13 protein-coding genes and 1 riboswitch are annotated in these 18,900 nt (G+C 52.0%); of the genes, 3 read left to right on the forward strand and 10 right to left on the reverse strand.

What is annotated here, in order from left to right:
• Positions 1–2 precede the first annotated feature (2 nt).
• From C9J03_RS01795 to C9J03_RS01805, 3 genes are read right to left on the reverse strand one after another with little or no spacing between them, the layout of a single operon-like run.
• Positions 3–734 carry an ABC transporter permease gene (locus C9J03_RS01795; protein WP_044623879.1) on the reverse strand — a complete coding sequence of 244 codons (732 nt, stop codon included), beginning with the start codon at positions 732–734 and terminating at the stop codon, positions 3–5.
• A gap of 3 nt (positions 735–737) precedes the next feature.
• Positions 738–1,859 carry an ABC transporter ATP-binding protein gene (locus tag C9J03_RS01800; protein WP_044623880.1) on the reverse strand — a complete coding sequence of 374 codons (1,122 nt, stop codon included), beginning with the start codon at positions 1,857–1,859 and terminating at the stop codon, positions 738–740.
• Between the two features lie 27 nt (positions 1,860–1,886).
• A complete protein-coding gene (locus C9J03_RS01805; protein WP_039458410.1) occupies positions 1,887–2,543 on the reverse strand; it encodes an ABC transporter permease in 657 nt (218 codons plus the stop codon).
• 407 nt (positions 2,544–2,950) lie between these two features.
• Between C9J03_RS01805 and C9J03_RS01810 the strand changes: the two genes are divergently transcribed.
• Together C9J03_RS01810 and C9J03_RS01815 are read left to right on the forward strand one after the other, a co-directional pair.
• Complete coding sequence (locus tag C9J03_RS01810; RefSeq protein WP_052260584.1) at positions 2,951–3,448, forward strand: putative pterin-binding protein; 498 nt, start codon at positions 2,951–2,953, stop codon at positions 3,446–3,448.
• Between the two features lie 12 nt (positions 3,449–3,460).
• Positions 3,461–4,609 carry a GGDEF domain-containing protein gene (locus C9J03_RS01815; protein WP_044623881.1) on the forward strand — a complete coding sequence of 383 codons (1,149 nt, stop codon included), beginning with the start codon at positions 3,461–3,463 and terminating at the stop codon, positions 4,607–4,609.
• A gap of 120 nt (positions 4,610–4,729) precedes the next feature.
• On the opposite strand, the gene yiaY is transcribed toward C9J03_RS01815, so the two are convergent.
• The 7 genes from yiaY to cobA all read right to left on the reverse strand — a co-directional run bounded on the left by yiaY (position 4,730) and on the right by cobA (position 15,722).
• Positions 4,730–5,878, reverse strand: a complete 1,149-nt coding sequence (gene yiaY / locus C9J03_RS01820) for an L-threonine dehydrogenase (RefSeq protein ID WP_044623882.1) — start codon at positions 5,876–5,878, stop codon at positions 4,730–4,732.
• Positions 5,879–6,231: 353 nt separating this feature from the next.
• Positions 6,232–7,740: a lytic polysaccharide monooxygenase gene (locus C9J03_RS01825; RefSeq protein WP_052829818.1), complete on the reverse strand. Its 1,509-nt coding sequence runs from the start codon at positions 7,738–7,740 to the stop codon at positions 6,232–6,234.
• Positions 7,741–7,828: 88 nt separating this feature from the next.
• A riboswitch (cyclic di-GMP riboswitch) is annotated at positions 7,829–7,934 on the reverse strand.
• Between the two features lie 242 nt (positions 7,935–8,176).
• Positions 8,177–9,970, reverse strand: a complete 1,794-nt coding sequence (locus C9J03_RS01830; RefSeq protein WP_082060655.1) for a bifunctional protein-serine/threonine kinase/phosphatase — start codon at positions 9,968–9,970, stop codon at positions 8,177–8,179.
• A 102-nt stretch (positions 9,971–10,072) separates the two neighbouring features.
• Positions 10,073–11,548 (reverse strand): NarK family nitrate/nitrite MFS transporter, encoded by a 1,476-nt coding sequence (locus C9J03_RS01835; protein ID WP_039459544.1) that lies wholly within the window; start codon positions 11,546–11,548, stop codon positions 10,073–10,075.
• Between the two features lie 291 nt (positions 11,549–11,839).
• The gene (nirD, locus tag C9J03_RS01840; protein WP_039459548.1) at positions 11,840–12,178 is read right to left on the reverse strand and encodes a nitrite reductase small subunit NirD; all 339 of its coding nucleotides are present in this window, start codon (positions 12,176–12,178) and stop codon (positions 11,840–11,842) included.
• Between the two features lie 13 nt (positions 12,179–12,191).
• Positions 12,192–14,801: a nitrite reductase large subunit NirB gene (nirB, locus tag C9J03_RS01845; protein WP_082060656.1), complete on the reverse strand. Its 2,610-nt coding sequence runs from the start codon at positions 14,799–14,801 to the stop codon at positions 12,192–12,194.
• Positions 14,802–14,864: 63 nt separating this feature from the next.
• Positions 14,865–15,722, reverse strand: a complete 858-nt coding sequence (cobA, locus tag C9J03_RS01850; RefSeq protein ID WP_419761165.1) for a uroporphyrinogen-III C-methyltransferase — start codon at positions 15,720–15,722, stop codon at positions 14,865–14,867.
• A gap of 404 nt (positions 15,723–16,126) precedes the next feature.
• Between cobA and C9J03_RS01855 the strand changes: the two genes are divergently transcribed.
• On the forward strand, positions 16,127–18,862 hold the full coding sequence (locus C9J03_RS01855; RefSeq protein ID WP_044623884.1) for a nitrate reductase: 2,736 nt from the start codon (positions 16,127–16,129) through the stop codon (positions 18,860–18,862).
• Positions 18,863–18,900 lie beyond the last annotated feature (38 nt).

Raw genomic sequence — 18,900 nt, forward strand, 5'->3', positions numbered from 1 at the left:
CATTACTTACGGTTAGGGTTGACACCCTTGCTCACAATCAGGAAGGTCACAACCCCCAGGACCATATCCATGATCAGTGCCAATACCGCAGTGGGGATCGCCCCTGCCAGCATCATCGGCGTATCATACAGGTCGATACCGGCGAAGATCAGCTCACCCAAACCGGTACCACCAATCTGAAACGCCAGGGGCACGGTGCCGATATTGATGGCAAAAGCAGTGCGGATACCGGCCATGATGACGTACATCGCGTTTGGCAGCTCGACTTTCACTAGCTGCTGTATCGGCGTCAGGCCAATACCCGTTGCCGCCTCTTTCAGGTGTGCAGGCACAGAAAGCAGACCGGTATAGGTATTGCGCAAAATCGGCAGCACCGAGGCAAAGGCCAAGGCAAAGATCGCCGGCTTGTCACCGATACCCAAGAAGCTCATCGACAGTGCCAGTACCGCCAGCGTCGGAACCGTGGTGCCGATGTTGAAGATCTGCATCACCACATCGGCAGCTTTACGACAAGACGGGCGACTTAGGATAATCCCTACCGGCACACCAATCAGGATCGCGATAGAACCTGAGATCAACGTCAGCTTGATATGGTGACCCGACAGATACAGGATTTCATCCCAGTAGTAGACAAACTGCTCGACAAAACCCGAAGACTGCACCCAGATCCCAAGCAGGAATACAGTCACCAGCAGTAGCGCATTAAAGTAAGGGCTTAAGTTAATCGACTTCATCCCTTACCCCTTTTTACGGAAACTGGCTCCCAGGTGGTGTGTAATACCACGCTGTGAAATTTCGCCACACAATTGGCCCTGCTCGTCGACTACCGCCAACCAGCTGATGTCATGGGCAAACATCTTGGAGACTACCGCACGCAGGTCCTGCTCCTGGTTCATCAGGATAGGCAGGCCATCGTAGTGGTCGCTACACAGGCCGCGCTGGCTCATCGCTACCGACTTGGTGATCATGCCGATTGGCTGGTTCTGGTTGTTCACCATCACAATCATGCCGTGGCCGTAATCATTCATGCGCTGCAGGGCAATATCCAGCGTGTCATTCGGTGATACGGTCGGTACCTGGCGTTCCATCACTTCACCGGCAGTCGACAACTGCAGGCGCTTCAGGGTTCGGTCTGTGCCCACGAAATCGGCCACAAAGTCAGTGGCAGGGTGAGCCAGAAGCTGGTCTGGGCTTGAGTATTGCTCAAGCTGGCCATCGCGGAAGATAGCGACTTTATTAGCCATCTTCACCGCTTCATCAATATCGTGGGATACGAACATGATGGTCTTCTTCAGCTCTTTGTTCATCTTCAGGAACTCTTCCTGAATCACTTCGCGGTTGATCGGGTCGATTGCACCAAAAGGTTCATCCATCAAAAGTACCGGTGCATCGGCCGCCAGCGCACGGATCACACCGACACGCTGCTGCTGGCCACCCGATAGTTCATTCGGGTAGCGCTTCATGAAGGTATTCGGATCCAAAGCCACCATGTCCAGTAGGTCTTTGGCACGCTGGGTGCAGCGCTTGGCATCCCAGCCCATCAGTTTCGGGATCAAACTGATATTCTCTTCGATGGTCAGGTTTGGGAACAGACCGATCTGCTGGATCACATAACCGATATTACGGCGCAGCGTCACCGTATCAATATCGGTCGTATCTTCACCGTTGATCAGTACACGGCCAGAGGTTGGCGTGACCAGGCGGTTGATCATTTTCAGCGTGGTGGTTTTACCACAGCCAGACGGGCCCAGCAGGACACAGATTTCGCCGGTCGGTACTTCCATATTGATATGATCGGCAGCAGTCACCACACCCTGTGGTGTTTCAAAAACTTTTGTCAGGTTCTCAAGTTGAATCATGAAAACGCCCTCTTAAATTCGTAAAACTTAGCCGTGAACGACGACACCTTTCGGGGTGAATTTCTTTTGAATTTTCGCCAATACCGTATCGGCAAAGATTGCCAACAGGCTCACAGCTACAGCACCAACTATCAGTTGGCGCGGATCAGACTGGCTGATCCCTCGAGCAATAAACGTCCCCAAGCCACCAGCACCGATGTAGGTGGCGATCGCCATCACGCCGATATTCATCACCACGGCGGTGCGCACACCGGCCATGATCACCGGGATTGCCAGTGGAATTTCCACCAGGCGCAGGCGTTGCATGTTGGTCAGGCCGATGCCCCTTGCTGCTTCGCGCAGGGCTGGGTCAACGTTGTTAATTGCGGTGTAGGTATTACGAATAATTGGCAACTGCGAATACAGCAAAACCGCAATCACTGCAGGCAGATAACCAATACCCTGGCCGATAATCGACAGCACAGGGATCATGATCCCGAACAAGGCAATAGAAGGGATCGTAATGATAATGGACGCAACGTATAGCACCACATTGGCGACACGCTGATTCTGGGTAATTGCGATACCAATAGGTACCCCGGTCATCATGGCTAGGCCAACGGCCAGGCTCACCAACGACAGATGCTCTACAGTGCGAGAGACAATCACATCCCAGTTGTCCAGAACGAAATTGAAAATTTCCAATTTGCACTCCTGGATTTACGAGTTGAACACAGATTGTTTAATGAGTGTTTCCGCTTAGGCGCCGGAAACATTGATACAACCACAAGGTTGTCAAAACAGGGGCTCCGCCCTGATAGACATGGTTTTCACCATAAGCATCGCCTGCTAGGCCAAAAGTCATACAAGCGACAAAGGAAGGGGGATTCTAGTGAGTTAGCCTGAACAGCTCAAGTTTTTTCAGAAATTATTTTGATCTCACCACTTAACGCCGTACAAAAAAAACACAAAGCAATGCTAAGTAAATGATTTTATAAGAAGCTTAAAAATCAAATTTACAATGAACACGTTCTATTTTGTTTTCATTTCTTTGCCTCAATTTATCAAGAAGCAACTACAATTAATTCAAGATGAATATTGGAGGAGATCCAATGCTGCGAGCACGCTCAAAACTAATGCTTTTTTATCTTATCAGTTCCTTATCTCTCTTCACCGCATTTGCCGCATGGGGCCAAGGCATACCGCTGGCTATTTCAGGCAAAAGCCTGACGGGGGAAAAGTTGTCGCTCGAGCTTGAACGCAGCCAACTTGAGCAGCTTCCCCAAACCTCTCTGTCGACTAACCTGCCATGGCTCGAGCAGAGTGCGACCTTTCAAGGGGTCCGGCTGCTGACATTGCTTGAGCATCTCAACCTGTCGGTCTCTAAGCTCAAACTGCTGGCCCTCAACGACTATTCGGTAGTGGTCAGCCATGATTACATTAAGCAATACAATCCATTACTGGCCATCAGGCAAGATGGCCAATACCTAAAAGTGCGTGATTACGGTCCGTACTGGATCATTATTTCATTGAATGAACACCCCGACGCCGCAGCAACCGAGCACCTGGCAAACATGGTCTGGCAACTCGCTCACATCGAAGCGCATTAACCGAGTCGCGTTATGGATAAATGTCGTAGCCGTAAAATCACCACCCAGCTCGCCTTTATTACACCGCTGCTTTTCATCAGTATCCTGATGGCCGTGACCGCGCTCAAACGCAATTCAGATGTTATCGCCAACAGCCAGAATGAAGTGGCATGGTATGTGCTCCAGCTCAACAAGGAATACGCCGAATTCCACCACCAACTCCACCGCTACAGCGTCGGCACCAGTGATCATAACGATATGATGCTGCAGTATGAGATCTTGTGGAGCCGATTCAAGACCATCCTCACCAATACCCATATCAGCCATATCTACCACTTTGACGGTGCCTACCACCAAATCAGCAAGCAGTTTGCCTATATCCAGTCCATCGAATCGCAGCTACTTGCGCTCCAGCCGGGGGAGCCGGAATCGGACTTGATCAAGCAAGTGAAAGACAACTACGAAAATCTCGTGATTTTCCTCAGCCACAAATTCCGGCTGTCGAGCGGCGATCTACTTAAAAAAGTGAAAGCAACCCATGCAATGAAAATGCTCATTTATTTCTTGCTCTGCGCAATTGTCCTGCTTGGCGGGATTTTGCTATGGTCGTTATGGCTAGAGTCGAAGTCGATGCGCAAACTGGCGATGAGCGATACCCTGACCGGTATTCATAGCCGGTTGTGGCTCAACCACCAGCTCAATGAGTTAATCGAGGCCAAGCAGCCCTTTCGGTTCTACCTGATTGATCTGGACGGGTTCAAGACGGTTAACGACACCCTGGGTCACCATGCAGGGGATACCCTGCTGAAAACCGTCGCAAACCGGTTGGCGGCACTAAGCGGGGAACACTACCACGTCGCCCGTATGGGCGGGGATGAATTTGCGGTTATCGAATCGCTCTCTGTGCAACACGAAATCAATATCAGCCAAAAACTGCTCAACAGCTTCCAGCAGCCGGCAATGTTGAATGGCAAGCCTTTCGCGATTTCTGCCAGTATCGGCAGCAGCGAATACCCTCTCAATGCATCAAGTATGAGTGAAGTACTGCAACAAGCTGATTTCGCCATGTATGAAGTCAAGCAACGGGGAAAGAATGGGATCCTGGATTATCAGCAATCCGCTCCCTCTGCCGACCCCAGCACGGCTGCTTCTAACGTTAAACCATTCTCGAAAAGTGTGTAAGACTCTGGCCCCTTGGCAGAAAAAAGCGCCCGCTTGATAACGGGCGCAAACATCAATAGTGCAGTGGATAGCGCCTGCTTGCCTTTCATCAGCTTTGGCTAAACAGGCACGCTAAACGGCTTACATCGCCGCGGCAAAGATGGCTGAGATCTCCTCGTGGCTGGCTTGTTTCGGGTTGGTGAAACCACATGCATCTTTCAGGGCATTGTCCGCAAGCACAGCAATATCTTCGGCCTTAGCACCCAGCACCTCCAGGCCCGCCGGGATGCCGACATCTTTGGATAGTGCCTGGATCGCCTCAAGCGCCGCTTCTGCACCTTGCTCAGGCGTCAATCCTTCGGTCTTCACTCCCATCGCCTTGGCAACATCGGTCAGGCGCTCAGGACAAACCTGCGCATTGTAGCGCTGAACATGCGGCAGCAATACGGCATTACAAACACCGTGCGGCAGATCGTAGAAACCACCAAGCTGGTGTGCCATGGCATGAACGTACCCTAGTGAAGCATTGTTGAAGGCCATACCGGCCATAAACTGCGCATAGGCCATTTGCTCGCGCGCTTCGATATTCTGGCCGTCTTTCACTGCGGTGCGCAGGTGAGCCTGGATCAGCTCGATAGCTTTGATTGCAACGGCATCAGTAATCGGGGTTGCCGCCGTAGACACATAAGCTTCAATGGCATGGGTCAGTGCATCCATACCGGTTGCCGCCGTCAGGGAGGCCGGTTTGGCAAGCATCAGCTCAGGATCATTGACTGACATCAGCGGGGTGGTGTTCTTATCAACAATAGCCATTTTGATGTGGCGGACTTCATCGGTAATGATACAGAAGCGGGTCATTTCACTCGCAGTACCGGCAGTGGTGTTGATCGCGACCAGCGGCAGCTGCGGTTTGGCTGATTGGTCGACCCCTTCGTAATCAGCAATCTCACCACCATTGGCAGCGACAAGGGCGATCCCCTTGGCACAGTCGTGCGGAGAACCACCGCCCAGCGAAATCACAAAGTCACATTCACCTTCCTTCAGCAATGCCAGACCGGCTTCAACATTGCCAATTGTCGGGTTTGGTTGTGTACCATCAAAAACAATAGAATCAATATCACGCTGTGCCAGCAAATCGGCAACCTGCTTGACCATACCAATTTGGCTAAGCACTTTATCGGTCACAATCAGGGCTTTTTTAAAACCGTGAGCTTTCACCGAATCAGCGGCTTCAGTCAGGCAGCCCGCGCCCATCAGGTTTACCGCAGGGATGAAAAATGCGCTACTCATGATAAATTCTCCATAATTATCAAAAACTAATTACCATAAACCGCTTGTAAACCAAAGAACCACTTAATGTTCAGGCGGGCTAGACGTAACCAGTCTCTGTGTGTGCGAATAAAAGCTACCACCAAAAAAGTGTGCAACAATTTGATCTGAGACAAGTTATAAATTCCCGGCAAAAAATGATCGGGGGGATTTTGAGCAAGATCACCAAATCAACAGGTTACACACCAACATTGTCCACAAGGAGAAACACTACTTTTCGATTTATCACTAAGCAGTAGAAGCGTTTGTGAGCTAGCGCTCATAAAAAAACGCTGGCTTGTGCCAGCGTTTTTCCGATCTCACCACTTGATTAGCTATTGCTTGATCCAGGCATCTTGCCAAGCTGAGCCATACCCCGGCTCATAGTGATACGGCGAGTCAATGTTACACCATCCCCCTTCAGGGAATGGACGGCACTGGTAGGTATTGCCATCGCGGCCGAGTACCACGGTCTCGCCCGGTACATAGCTACCGATACCTTCAGGGTAGGCATAATCATAATCCCCGCCACCGGCGCTCTCCTTGACCGTAATAGACTTGGTTTCGACCACCTGTTGCTCGTTACTCGCCGGATCTGTCGCCGTCACTACCACGCTGAACGACCCCGTCTGATTGGTAGACAGTGACATACCAACACTGCTGTTATTGATAACATCATTATCCGATGCCAGTTGCTGCCCTGCGCTATCAAGCAGCGTCATGTTAATCTTATAGTGCCCCTCAGAGCTCACCGTGGCTTCAATGTAAGCCTTACCGTCAGTCCCCAACGTGTATTGACTTTCCAGCCCTTGGACGATGACCGGCGCAGGCTCTATCACATCCCCATCACGTACATCGAGAGCGTAGTTATAGTCAGGGTTGGTAACAAAAACCTGGTTGGCATACAGATCAGCTGGCTGGTATATAATATCGCCAGAGGCTTCTTCCACACCGACCTGAGCCACAGCCGGGTATTTCTCGTTAATCAACAGGGCAAGATCATAGGACCAGGTATTGATGTTCTCATTAGCGGCAGTGATTGGCAGCTTCTCGAAAACAATTTCTGAACCTTGCTGATTGAAGATCCGGAACCAGACGCTGTCGCCATCTTGTGCCTCTACCCCAGGCTTGACATACTGGCCCTTAGAAGTCCACTCCGGCGGCAGCACTTCGCCGTCAAAACGAATATCGCTACAATTGTAAAAGCCTTCGCCAGCGGGATCATTACGCTGCCAGCGGGTTACCAGCGTGGCCTCACCACTGCGACCGCTCGGCAGGGTCACATCAACGAGGTAGTACTGGCCGCTGCTCTCCTTCGTCACTGCCACATTGCCGGCAGTATCAATCAGCTCCAGATCATCCCAACCCAAACGACTATGGGCAGCATTGTACCCCGGTTTGGTCAGGTAGAACTGCCAAAAGCTCGGGTTATGCGGAGCGGTTGCACGGTAGCGCAAGGTGAAGGTTTCACCAGCTTTCATCTCGGTACGCTGCCAGTGCTCAGAGGCCACGCTCATGCCGCTCTTGCGCGGGTCGCCACCAGAACAGATAGTCCCATCGGGCACAGCGGCTTTGACGGCATCCATATTGTTGTAATTCGGTACCAAAGCGGCAAACTCATTCTTCTGCACCAATGGATAGGTCCCGGATTCCAAGAATGAGGCGCGGCACGCCTCGTTCGGGATCTGCGAGCCATCAGAGGGGCCCCAGTGGCCGCCATCTGATTCACAAATCACTTGGCGGGCCGCCGGAAAATCGGCCCAGCCGTGGGCACCGACATGCAACGGAGATAGGGCTGCCATGACTGACATTGCGCCCAACGAAAAGTTAATCACTTTTTTCATGTTTAGCTTCCATTATGATTATTGTGGGAAGCCAGCTAACGGGAAGAAGCCACTGCTTTGATCTTATTCTTGATCTTGCTTATTCCAATCAGGTAACCCCGCTACCCTAGAACCCAATCACCTTGAAGTGATGGCGACTCCGTAGGCCGGAAGTTTTGCGCCCTATCCTTTCGGATAATTAGCCTTTAGCTGACGATACAAAAATAGGTCACTTCAATTGTTGGTTCGCCTTGAACCAGTCGATTAAAGAGCCCGGCTATAGTTATAGTGTGTTTTTAATTAGCGACAAAAAATCAGTAATTAATAATGGAATGGTGATCTCATTTAATTCTCAACAATTAATATTAATAAATTAACTTGGTGATATGTGATATTTTATTTATCTTAAAGCATTCACCATATAAATAATCACCAACCTAAAACAAAATAAATAATATTAGTCCAAGGAGATGGTAAGTTGGACAATAACAATAAAAAACAAACAGAGCGATACGACTTTCCAGAACCTAACCGGGTTCTTGCTTTTCAAAGAACGTCCGCTTGCCTGCTTCATTATTTCAGCCGAAGGGTGGAACAAATCACTGGCGAGCTCAGAAAAGGCCGCATATCGCAGGTTGGCTTGCGGAAAGCACCCTTTTCGGATCACCAGATCCATCCAGAATGGTAGATCACGACGGTAACTCCCCAAGGGGATATATTCTGGCCACCGGCTTATAGCCGCTGACGACGTAATAGCCTTAGGAAAAGAATAGGGGAAATGTCCAGTCAACATCTCGTAAATTATGATAGATACAGAATACATGTCGGACCTGACTGACAATTTACCCCCAGACAAACACTCTGGTGACAAATATTTAATATCACCAACAGGGACCGTTTCCTCTATTGGGGTATATATTTCATCAAAATGCTCAGAATAAACCGAACCAAAATCAATAATAACAATTTCGTCAAGTTGATTAACGATAAGGTTTTCTGGTTTGATATCACGATGAATAAGGCGGTGACGCTGCAAAACTCGAAGTGACTTAATGATCTCCTCTGCCATTAACCGCACTTTACCTAATTCAGGCCTGGGATTATCGTCCATCCACTGGCGTAATGTTTTTCCTTCAATCCAATCACAGACATGGTATAGAAAAGGCGAATGGCGGGAAAATGGATGGATCTTCATAACCCTGTGGTTAGCTATCTGCTCCCCCAACCAGCCTTCACGCACGAAACCCTGCAGATACTGATAGTCCTCTGCAAAATTTAGCGAAGGCATCTTCAGTACATAGCGTTTAGTGTCAAATTCACTGACCGCCAAATAAACATGACTTCGCGGGCCGCTGTGCAATACCCGCAGAATACGGTACTGGTCAATCCGGTTTCCTTCTTCCAACACCGGCGGGATCACCCGTCCTGTCAGCTCCTCGATATATTCATCCATGGTCAGGCTAGGTAGCGACTGGGCCTCAAGCAGCACACCCGAGACATTATCCTGGCTGCCCGACGCCAATGCGGCCTCCACCAGCACACGCGCTTGCTGTTCGGCTGGCAAAACACTCGAAGACAAAATTTGCTGCATGTCGGCATCGCCCAACCACTCGTGGATGCCGTCTGTGACCAGCAGCAGCCGGTCGGCTTGCTCTAGCCGTATTTGCTGAAAGTCGACTTCAATGTGGCTGTCCATCCCCAGCGAGCGTGTAAGGAAAGACTGCTGACCATATAACTGACGACGATGATCTTGGGTAAGCGGAGTCAGGATCTGATTGCGGTAGAGATAGGCTCGCGTATCTCCCACGTGCATAATATAAGCGGTATTGGACTTGATGATCACCGCGCAAAAGGTGGTTACCAAGCCGTTATGCTGCAGCTCAGATTGGTTGCTCTGATAGTAAAGCCACTGGTTCAGGGCATGCAGCACTTGGCCGGCAGAGTGCTTCACCCCCCAGGTTTTTGGCGTTGCATAGTATTCTTCAACAAACTGGCTCACACTGATCTGGCTCGCACGCTGGCCCTGTTCGCTGCAGCTGACCCCGTCAGCCAGGCAGGCAACAACGCCTTTGTGTACCAGTTCATCACGCTGCATGGGCTGGCAGATGGCAAACGCATCCTGATTACTGGGCTTACACCCGCCCACCGAGTACCCGCCAACGTCCAACTTTAGAGTACTGGCTCTCGAAGCCCATGCCCCCCTATCCGCTTTCTGATTGGATATGCCCTCGCGCCCAGTTGTTTCACTCATCCACTCCTCCTAGAGCATATTCAACCTGCTGTTGCTCGCCCCAGCAGTTTCATCAACACGGCCGACGGCCTACTCTGCCGTTGCAGGGTAGGCCGGCTGAGCTTATCGGTTAGCGACATCAATCATCACGATACTGCCGTCTTCATTGATCTCGGCGATCTGCCCACTTGGCTCTTCCATCATTAACAAGGTGATGAAACCAATGACCGCCGTAGCCGCTATCACGTAGAAGAAGGTACTGTAATCAACCAGCGACAAAATGGTCAGGTAACACACTGCCCCTACATTCCCGTAGGCACCGGTCATTCCGGCGATCTGGCCAGTCATCCTGCGTTTTATCAATGGTACGGTAGCAAACACCGCCCCTTCCCCCGACTGGACAAAGAACGAACAAGCCATCGCCGCCACCACCGCGAGCCATAGCGGCCAACTGCTATCCACCTGCCCCATCAGGAAGTAACCGGCGGCCAATCCTGCAGTCAAAATCAACAAAGTCGGCTTGCGGCCAAACTTATCGGAAATCCAGCCGCCCCCCGGGCGGGACATCAAGTTCATGAAGGCATAGGCTGAAGCAACCATACCAGCCATCACCGGGGTTAACTCGAAGGTTTCCGAGAAGAACAACGGCAACATCGAGACCACAGCCAACTCCGAACCAAAGGTGGCGAAGTACAACACATTCAAAATCGCAACTTGCTTGAACTTATAGCGATGCACTTCGGGGACCGGCTTCTCAAACACCGTTTTGTTGACCCGCCATACCTGCAGAACTTCATAACAATAAATCAGGGCAAGCACGCTATAGATAGCCATCACCGCACTATCACTGAGCATACCGATCCCGGTTGGCGATAGCTTCCATGCCAGCAGGGCCAAGGCCCCATACATCGGCAACTTCATCAACAGCAGCAGGAAGAAGTCCCCTTTCGAGGTCACCTCCATTGCACCCAACTGCTTAGGCTTGAAATACGTCGCCCCCTTTGGGGTATCCGTTACACTGGCATAGAAGACAAAGGCGAACAGCAGACTCATCACGCCGGTAATGGCCATAGCGTAGCGCCAGCCATCGTCACCGCCGAACATGATAGCAACGGTGGGCAAGGTAAAGGCCGCCGCCGCAGAACCAAAGTTACCCCAGCCACCATAAATCCCTTCCGCCGTCCCCAGCTCATTATGCGGGAACCACTCAGAGACTAGACGGATCCCGACCACGAAGCCTGCCCCGATAAAACCCAGGGCAAAACGGGCAATCGCCGCCTGAACGAAGCTGTCGGCAAAAGCAAAGACAAAACAAGGGATGGAGCAAACAGCTAACAAGGCGGAATAAACCAGTCTCGGGCCATATTTATCGGTGAGCATACCGATGAGCACCCGGGCAGGTATGGTAAAAGCGACATTGAGGATCAATAACGTCTTAATCTCCGCCGTCGTTAACCCTAACGAAGCTTTGACCGATTGGAGGAGTGGAGCAAAGTTGAACCACACAAAAAAGGTAATGAAAAACGCAAACCAGCTAAGGTGGAGAATTTTCATTTTCCCCGTAAATGAAAAGATATTGAACTTGCCTGTTTCTGACATATTGGTGTTTCCTTTTTTATACTGACCTGACACTAACAATGCATTGTTTATGCCAGGTATTTATTTATTATTTATCAACAACTTAAAATGCATAAATCATTTAAAAACAAATCCAAGCACCAAAATAAGTCAAAATTATAAATTTAAGCACCATATTGAGCCATATAACAACCTATAAGACATTATAGACTCACTTAACTTTCAAGCATTATTCAATAAAAATATATATTTATAAGAAATAAATAAAAAATCACAGCATATACTGTGATTTTTCGTCATGACGCCAACTAATTATAAACTAAGTTGCACATCCTCACCTTGACATCGTACCGCGAAAGTTTTCAGTTTTACCTCTGGCTGTTCGATACACTGGCCTGTTTGCAAACTGAAGTGCTGCTTGTACAGGGGAGAAGCCACCACCACTTCATCACCTATCGAACCCATGATCCCCCGCGACAACACATTGGCCTCACCAATCGGATCGTAGTTCTCGACGGCATACAGGGAATCTGACCGGTGACAGTAAAAGATTGCCACTTGCTCGTGACCCCAAAGGACACAAATACCTGAATTTTTAATGAGTGCATCTCGATGGCACACCCTATACCACTCTGCCTGCTTCTGCTCCATGCTATCTTCCTCTTTACTTAGTAATATCAATAATATTAATTGATTCACCAACGAGCCCACCGGGTGAAATACCCGCCGCGATATTGGCCTTACCTTGTTCCAGAGCCCTTTCTTCCCGAGTCATAGGCCTGCGCTGTCCCCGCTCCGATACATAAGCCAGTCGGCTATCTTGCTGTTCGCTATTGATAAAATGCCTGAAACGCTCGAGTTTTTCTGGCGAAGCCAGGGTCGTCTTCCACTCACACTGGTACTGGCCGAGCGTCGCTGCCATCTCCTGCTCAAGTTCTTCACCAAGGCCTAAATGATCGTCAATCACCACTTTCTTCAGATACTCTAGACCACCTTCAAGGTTCTCCAGCCACACAGACGTCCGCTGTAACCTGTCAGCGGTGCGGATATAGAACATCAGAAGACGGTCGACATAACTGACTAATGTATCTGCATCCAGATCACTGGCCAGCAAGTCAGCATGGCGCGGACGCATCCCGCCATTACCGCAAACATACAGGTTCCAGCCGTTTTCCGTCGCAATCACCCCAATATCTTTGGACTGGGCTTCGGCGCATTCACGGGTACAGCCGGAAACGGCAAATTTGAGCTTATGCGGGGCACGCAGCCCTTTGTAACGGTGTTCAAGATCAATAGCAAAACCGACACTGTCCGCCACTCCGTATCGGCACCAAGTACTACCGACACAGGATTTGACGGTACGGACGGCCTTGCCATAGGCATGGCCGGTCTCAAATCCGGCATCCACCAAAATGCGCCAGATCTCTGGTAACTCATGCAGTTGGGCACCAAACAAGTCGACCCGTTGGCCACCGGTGATCTTGGTGTAGAGATCAAACTGCTTGGCAACCTCTCCCAGCACGATCAGTTTGTCCGGGGTGATTTCTCCGCCTGGTATACGCGGTACCACCGAGTACGTACCGTCTTTTTGCATGTTGCCGAGGAAGATATCATTGGTATCCTGCAGCTCGATGTGCGGTTCCGCCAGTACATAGTCATTCCAGTAAGATGCCAGCATCGAGCCCACGGCTGGCTTGCAGATGTCACACCCAAGACCGCGACCATACTCTTTGAGCAAGGCATCAAAGGAGGTGATTTTTTTCACCCTTACCAGATCGGCCAGCTCCTGGCGTGAATAGGCAAAGTGCTCACAAATATGGTTGCTGACTTCTACCCCCATCGCGGCCAATTCTGCATCCATCACTTGTTTGGCCAGTGCTGAACAGCCGCCACAGCCGGTTGACGCCTTAGTCACCGTCTTGAGATCAGCCATTGAGCAGCAGCCTTCGGCCACGGCCTGCTTGATTTGACCTTTGGTCACGTCATAGCAGGAGCAGATAGAGGCGCTGTCGGGCAAGGCATCTATCCCCAAGCCTGAAGAGGCTCCTTCCCCTTCAAACTGGGGCAGGATCAATACCGAGGGGTTCTCAGGCAGCGGCATATCGTTGAGCTTGAGTTGCAGCAGCGACGGGTAGTTACTGACATCGCCTACCAGCACCGCGCCCAATATCTTGTCACCTTGCGGTGACAAAATTAGTCGCTTGTACACCTGCTCCAAGTCATCGCTGTAGGTATAAGACAAGGCCCCCGGCGTCGAGCCACTCACATCACCGATACTGGCCACATCCACCCCCAGCAATTTGAGCTTGGTACTCATATCAGCACCGACGAAAGCCATACCGGCTTCCGGCTGGCAGAGGTGGCTGGCCAGCACTTTGGCCATCTGGTAACCGGGGGCGACCAGACCAAAAACCCGCTGCTGCCACAGGGCACACTCACCGATGGCATAGACATCCTCGGCACTGGTCTGACAATGATCATCAATCACAATGCCGCCCCGCTCACCAACCTTCAGGCCGCACTTGCGAGCCAAGGTGTCTTGCGCACGGATCCCCGCCGAGAACACAATCATGTCGGTTTCCAGATACGAACCATCAGCAAAATTCATCCGGTAGCGGCAAGATTCACCGGCGACAATGTCAGTCGTGGCCTTGTCGGTATGAACCGATACCCCCAAAGACGCAACTTGGCGAGCAAGCAAGTCGCCCCCACCCTGATCAAGCTGAACCGCCATCAGGCGAGGGGCGAATTCCACCACATGGGTATCAACCCCCAGCTGTCTGAGTGCATTGGCCGCTTCCAGGCCAAGCAACCCGCCCCCGACGACAACCCCCACCTGGCTCTGTGCCCCTGACTCGGCAATCGCTTCCAGATCTTCGATTGTCCGGTACACATGGCAGTGCGGCTGGTCATTGCCGGGGATCGGCGGAACAAAAGGATATGAGCCGGTTGCCAGCACCAGTTTGTCGTAGTGCTCGCGCCGGCCGCTTTGGGTCACCACGCACTTCTCGGCGGTATCAATGTCGCAAACCTGCTCGTTAAGCAGATACTCAACCCCGCTAGCTTGGTACTCGGTTTCGTGGGCCAGCGCCAAATCCTGTGCGCTCTTGCCACTAAAATAGCTGCTTAGCTGTACTCGGTCATAAGCCAATCTAGGCTCTTCAGAAAAAGTCAGGATAGTAAACTGTGCCTGCTGATCCTGAACCTGCATATCTTCAATAAACTTGTGCCCGACCATGCCGTTACCGACCACAATAATTCTTTTTTTATCCATTTCTACTCTCCCCTGAGCGGCTGACTTCACGACTCATTTCTCTTGCTCTCAAGTCAATGGCGCTCAAGCTGAAAGCTGGAGCTGTTTTTGTTGCTGTAGTTCGGCAACCTGACTGACCCACTGCAGCTGCTCTGCCAGCGCGACAACCTCTCCGACCACAATCAGTGCCGGCGATACCACCTGGTGCCGCTTCACCAACGCCGGCAAATCCTGCAATTGACCGGTCACGGTGCGCTGCTCGGGGCAGCACCCTTTCTCGACCAGCGCCACCGGCGTGGTAGGCGTCATCCCACAAGCCAGCAACCTATCGCGGATCATAACCGCTTTAGTAACCCCCATATAAAACACCAGGGTATGATCAAGCTGTGCCAATGCCGGCCAGTTAAGATCAAGCGACTGCTCAGCATGGCCGGTGACAAAAGTGCAACCTTGCGACACTCCCCGGTGTGTCAGCGGAATACCGGCATAGCTGGTGCAGCCGGCGGCTGCCGTGATCCCTGGCACCACGTCGACAGGCACCCCAGCCGCTTTGAGCGCCAACATCTCTTCGCTGCCCCGACCAAAAATAAAGGCATCGCCTCCTTTCAAGCGGCATACGCTATTTCCCTGCCAGGCCAGTGCAACCAGCAAATCGTTGATTGCCTCCTGACGGGTACTGTGATCTCCCTTGGCCTTACCGACATACAAAGCCTGGGCACTGGCCGGAAAACATGCCCGTATCTGCTTGCTAACCAAACGGTCGTAAACAATCACATCGGCTTGCTCAATACTTTGCATTGCCCGCAAGGTCAGCAGCATAGGATCACCGGGGCCAGCCCCGACCAACTCCACTTTTCCGACCTTGCGTCCCGACGCCCCTGAAGCGCTGATCAGGGCATTCCCTGCCTGTTCTCTCATCGCTGGCTTACCTCTTCTACTCATACATATCCTGAGAAATCTATTACTAAGACCATCTACCAAGACCATCAGCAAAGACGATGCCAGCTGCGAGCAACCCTGCCCCAGTAAACAAATAACTAACTGTTATTTATGAATTAATAGTCGTTTTCTTCGTCACGATCCGGCCAAGCCATGATGCTCATTGCGCCGGTAACTGCCCGCTCCCCGTGCAAGGAAAGCGTGTTTTTGCACCAAAACAGCCACACAATCAGCATTTCATATAAGCTCAGATACCACTTTAGGGGTGTAGGCAGAATTTAAGGCCGAATATTTCGCGCACAGCAAGCTAATCATCCAATTTCTGATGGAATTTCAGCACAGCGAAAGCTGGCCTGGTTATTGCTGAATACGTTTTAGAGCGATTACCCAGCCAAGGAGAACAGCAGGTGGGCCATAGAGAGAGTAATAAGTGGATTAAATCGACCTGCCCCTACTGCGGAGTAGGCTGCGGCATTGAAGCCACAGCAAACCACCACGGGGGACTGGAGGTTCGCGGCGACAGCCAGCACCCTGCCAACTTTGGCAGGTTGTGCTCTAAAGGGCTGGCCCTCGGGGAAACGGTAGGCATTGAAGGCCGGCTGCTTACGCCGCAAATCAACCAGCAGGATGTAACGTGGGAAGAGGCACTGACAGATGTCGCAACCCATTTTCGCCAGATCATCGAACATCATGGCAATGACGCCGTGGCCTTCTACGTATCGGGACAGTTACTGACCGAAGACTACTATGTCGCCAACAAACTGATGAAAGGGTTCATCGGCAGCGGCAATATCGATACCAACTCCCGGCTCTGTATGTCATCGAGTGTCGCCGGGCACAAACGTGCGTTTGGGGCAGATATTGTCCCGGGTTGCTATGAAGATCTCGAACAGGCAGACCTGATCGTATTGACCGGTTCGAACCTCGCCTGGTGCCACCCTGTCCTGTTTCAGCGTATCCGTGACGCGAAAGCACATAACCAATGCAAAGTCATCGTCATTGATCCGCGCCGCACACCGAGCTGCGATATTGCCGATCTACACCTGCCATTGCTGCCGGGCAGCGACATTGCCCTGTTCAATGGCTTGCTGGCCTTTCTCAGTGAAAACAGGGCAATGGACTTTGCCTATATTGACCAAGACACCGAAGGGCTGGATCTGGCCCTAGCCACCGCCTTCCGGTTTGGCGACATCGAATCGGTACAGGCTGCAACCGGGCTCGACAGGGAGCAGATCCTCGCCTTCTACCAGCTCTTTGCAGCCACCGAAAAAACTGTCACGGTCTACTCGCAAGGTATCAATCAGTCCACATCGGGCACCAACAAGGTCAACAGTATCCTTAACTGCCACCTGGCTACTGGCCGGATCGGCAAACCGGGCAGCACCCCTTTCTCCATCACCGGGCAACCCAATGCCATGGGGGGACGCGAAGTGGGCGGACTGGCCAATATGCTGGCCGCCCATATGGACTTCGGTAATCCTGAGCATACCCGGCAAATCAGCGAGTTTTGGCAGACCGACAACCTGGCCCGCACCCCCGGCCTCAAAGCCCTCGACATGTTCAATGCCATCGAGAGCGGGAAAATCAAGGCGATTTGGATCATGGCCACCAACCCTGCTGTCAGCCTGCCGGATAACCAGCGGCTCAGTGCCGCTTTGGCCAACTGCCCCTATGTCGTGGTATCAGATTGCATGGCCGATACCGACACCCTCCGCCATGCCGATGTCGCGTTACCCGCTCAAGGTTGGGGCGAAAAATCCGGTACGGTGACCAACTCCGAGCGGCGGATCTCACGCCAGCGACGCCTGCTGCCGTCACCGGGGGAGGCCAAGCCCGACTGGTGGATCATCAGTGAAGTGGCCAAGAAAATGGGCTTTGGCTATGCCTTCAACTACCAGAGCGAGGCCGATATTTTCCGCGAATATGCCCAGATGACCACCCTGGGCCAAGAGACCTTGACTCCCTCTTCCTCCGGATCCAGAACCGGCAACCATGGGCAAGACGTACAGGCACTTTCTAGGCCGCTGAACCTCTCGGGTCTTGCCGATCTTACCCCCAAGCAATACCATCAGCTGGCCCCACAGCAATGGCCGGTAACACAGTACGACCAACCAACGGCTAGGCTGTTTGGCAATGGTGAATTTGCCACGCCATCGGGCAAAGCCCAGTTTATTGCCACCGATCACCGGCCAACCGCCGAGCAAACGTCGTCCCGGTATCCGTTGCGGCTCAATACCGGACGAATACGGGATCACTGGCATACCATGACCCGCACCGGCTTATCCCCCCGCCTCAGCGAGCACACCAGCGAGCCATACCTAGCCCTGTCAGCACAAGATGCCGAGCGGTTTTCAATCGAGCAGAACAAACTCGTCAAAGTCTCCAGTGAACGCGGCTGTATCCTATTGCGGGCACGTATCAGCAAAGAATGCCTCCCGGGCCAGGTATTTGCCCCGTTTCATTGGAATGACTGCACCACCAGCATGGGCAAAGTCAACGCACTGCTCGCCGGGCATCGCGATCCCCTGTCAGGCCAACCCGAACTCAAGGCCACACCAGTATGCATTCATCCCTCCCCCTACCAGAGCGAAGCTCTGTTGATCAGCCAAACCAACCACATCCCGGACTGGCTGAGTCCGCAAGAGCACTGGACATGCCAGCGCAATCACACCGGCTATCTGTTCCGGATAACCTCGCAGCGCCAACCCGGGCAGTTACATCGCTACCTGGCAACACACCTTGCAAAGCAGCAAGGCAGGGGGCAGCAGGTAGTCGATATTGCTGCCCGCACCCAAAGCCGTTATGCCCAGTTCCAAAATAGCCAGCTCCAAGGGGCCTTCATCGTTAGCGATGACTTACACGCTGGCGATAACGACTACTTGTACACCCTAATTGGCCGATCGATTTCGGACCCACTGGTACAGGCGCTGTTTACGGGCAAGGCCATGCCCGAGCAGCAAGCCGGACGTTTGGTTTGTGCTTGCAAGCAAGTTGGAGCCAACACCATAGCGCAAGCGATTCGAGCGAAGTCTTGCGGCTCAGTAAGGGCGATCAGCGAGGCGACTCAAGCCGGCACCGGGTGCGGGAGCTGCGTATCTGAGCTGCAGATGATGTTGGATGACATCCAGATAAAACAGGCATGAACGAAAAAGCCCTGTCTGACAACAGGGCTCTGGCTAAT

The organism is Photobacterium gaetbulicola, assembly GCF_003025515.1.
Taxonomy (GTDB): Bacteria; Pseudomonadota; Gammaproteobacteria; order Enterobacterales; family Vibrionaceae; genus Photobacterium; species Photobacterium gaetbulicola.

Excerpts from the sequence above, each read along its gene's own strand:
- C9J03_RS01795 (WP_044623879.1), bottom strand. The coding sequence starts at position 734 with ATGAAGTCGATTAACTTAAGCCCTTACTTTAATGCGCTACTGCTGGTG.
- C9J03_RS01800 (WP_044623880.1), bottom strand. The coding sequence starts at position 1,859 with ATGATTCAACTTGAGAACCTGACAAAAGTTTTTGAAACACCACAGGGT.
- C9J03_RS01810 (WP_052260584.1), top strand. The coding sequence starts at position 2,951 with ATGCTGCGAGCACGCTCAAAACTAATGCTTTTTTATCTTATCAGTTCC.
- C9J03_RS01815 (WP_044623881.1), top strand. The coding sequence starts at position 3,461 with ATGGATAAATGTCGTAGCCGTAAAATCACCACCCAGCTCGCCTTTATT.
- yiaY (WP_044623882.1), bottom strand. The coding sequence starts at position 5,878 with ATGAGTAGCGCATTTTTCATCCCTGCGGTAAACCTGATGGGCGCGGGC.
- C9J03_RS01825 (WP_052829818.1), bottom strand. The coding sequence starts at position 7,740 with ATGAAAAAAGTGATTAACTTTTCGTTGGGCGCAATGTCAGTCATGGCA.
- C9J03_RS01830 (WP_082060655.1), bottom strand. The coding sequence starts at position 9,970 with ATGAGTGAAACAACTGGGCGCGAGGGCATATCCAATCAGAAAGCGGAT.
- C9J03_RS01835 (WP_039459544.1), bottom strand. The coding sequence starts at position 11,548 with ATGTCAGAAACAGGCAAGTTCAATATCTTTTCATTTACGGGGAAAATG.
- nirD (WP_039459548.1), bottom strand. The coding sequence starts at position 12,178 with ATGGAGCAGAAGCAGGCAGAGTGGTATAGGGTGTGCCATCGAGATGCA.
- nirB (WP_082060656.1), bottom strand. The coding sequence starts at position 14,801 with ATGGATAAAAAAAGAATTATTGTGGTCGGTAACGGCATGGTCGGGCAC.
- cobA (WP_419761165.1), bottom strand. The coding sequence starts at position 15,722 with ATGAGTAGAAGAGGTAAGCCAGCGATGAGAGAACAGGCAGGGAATGCC.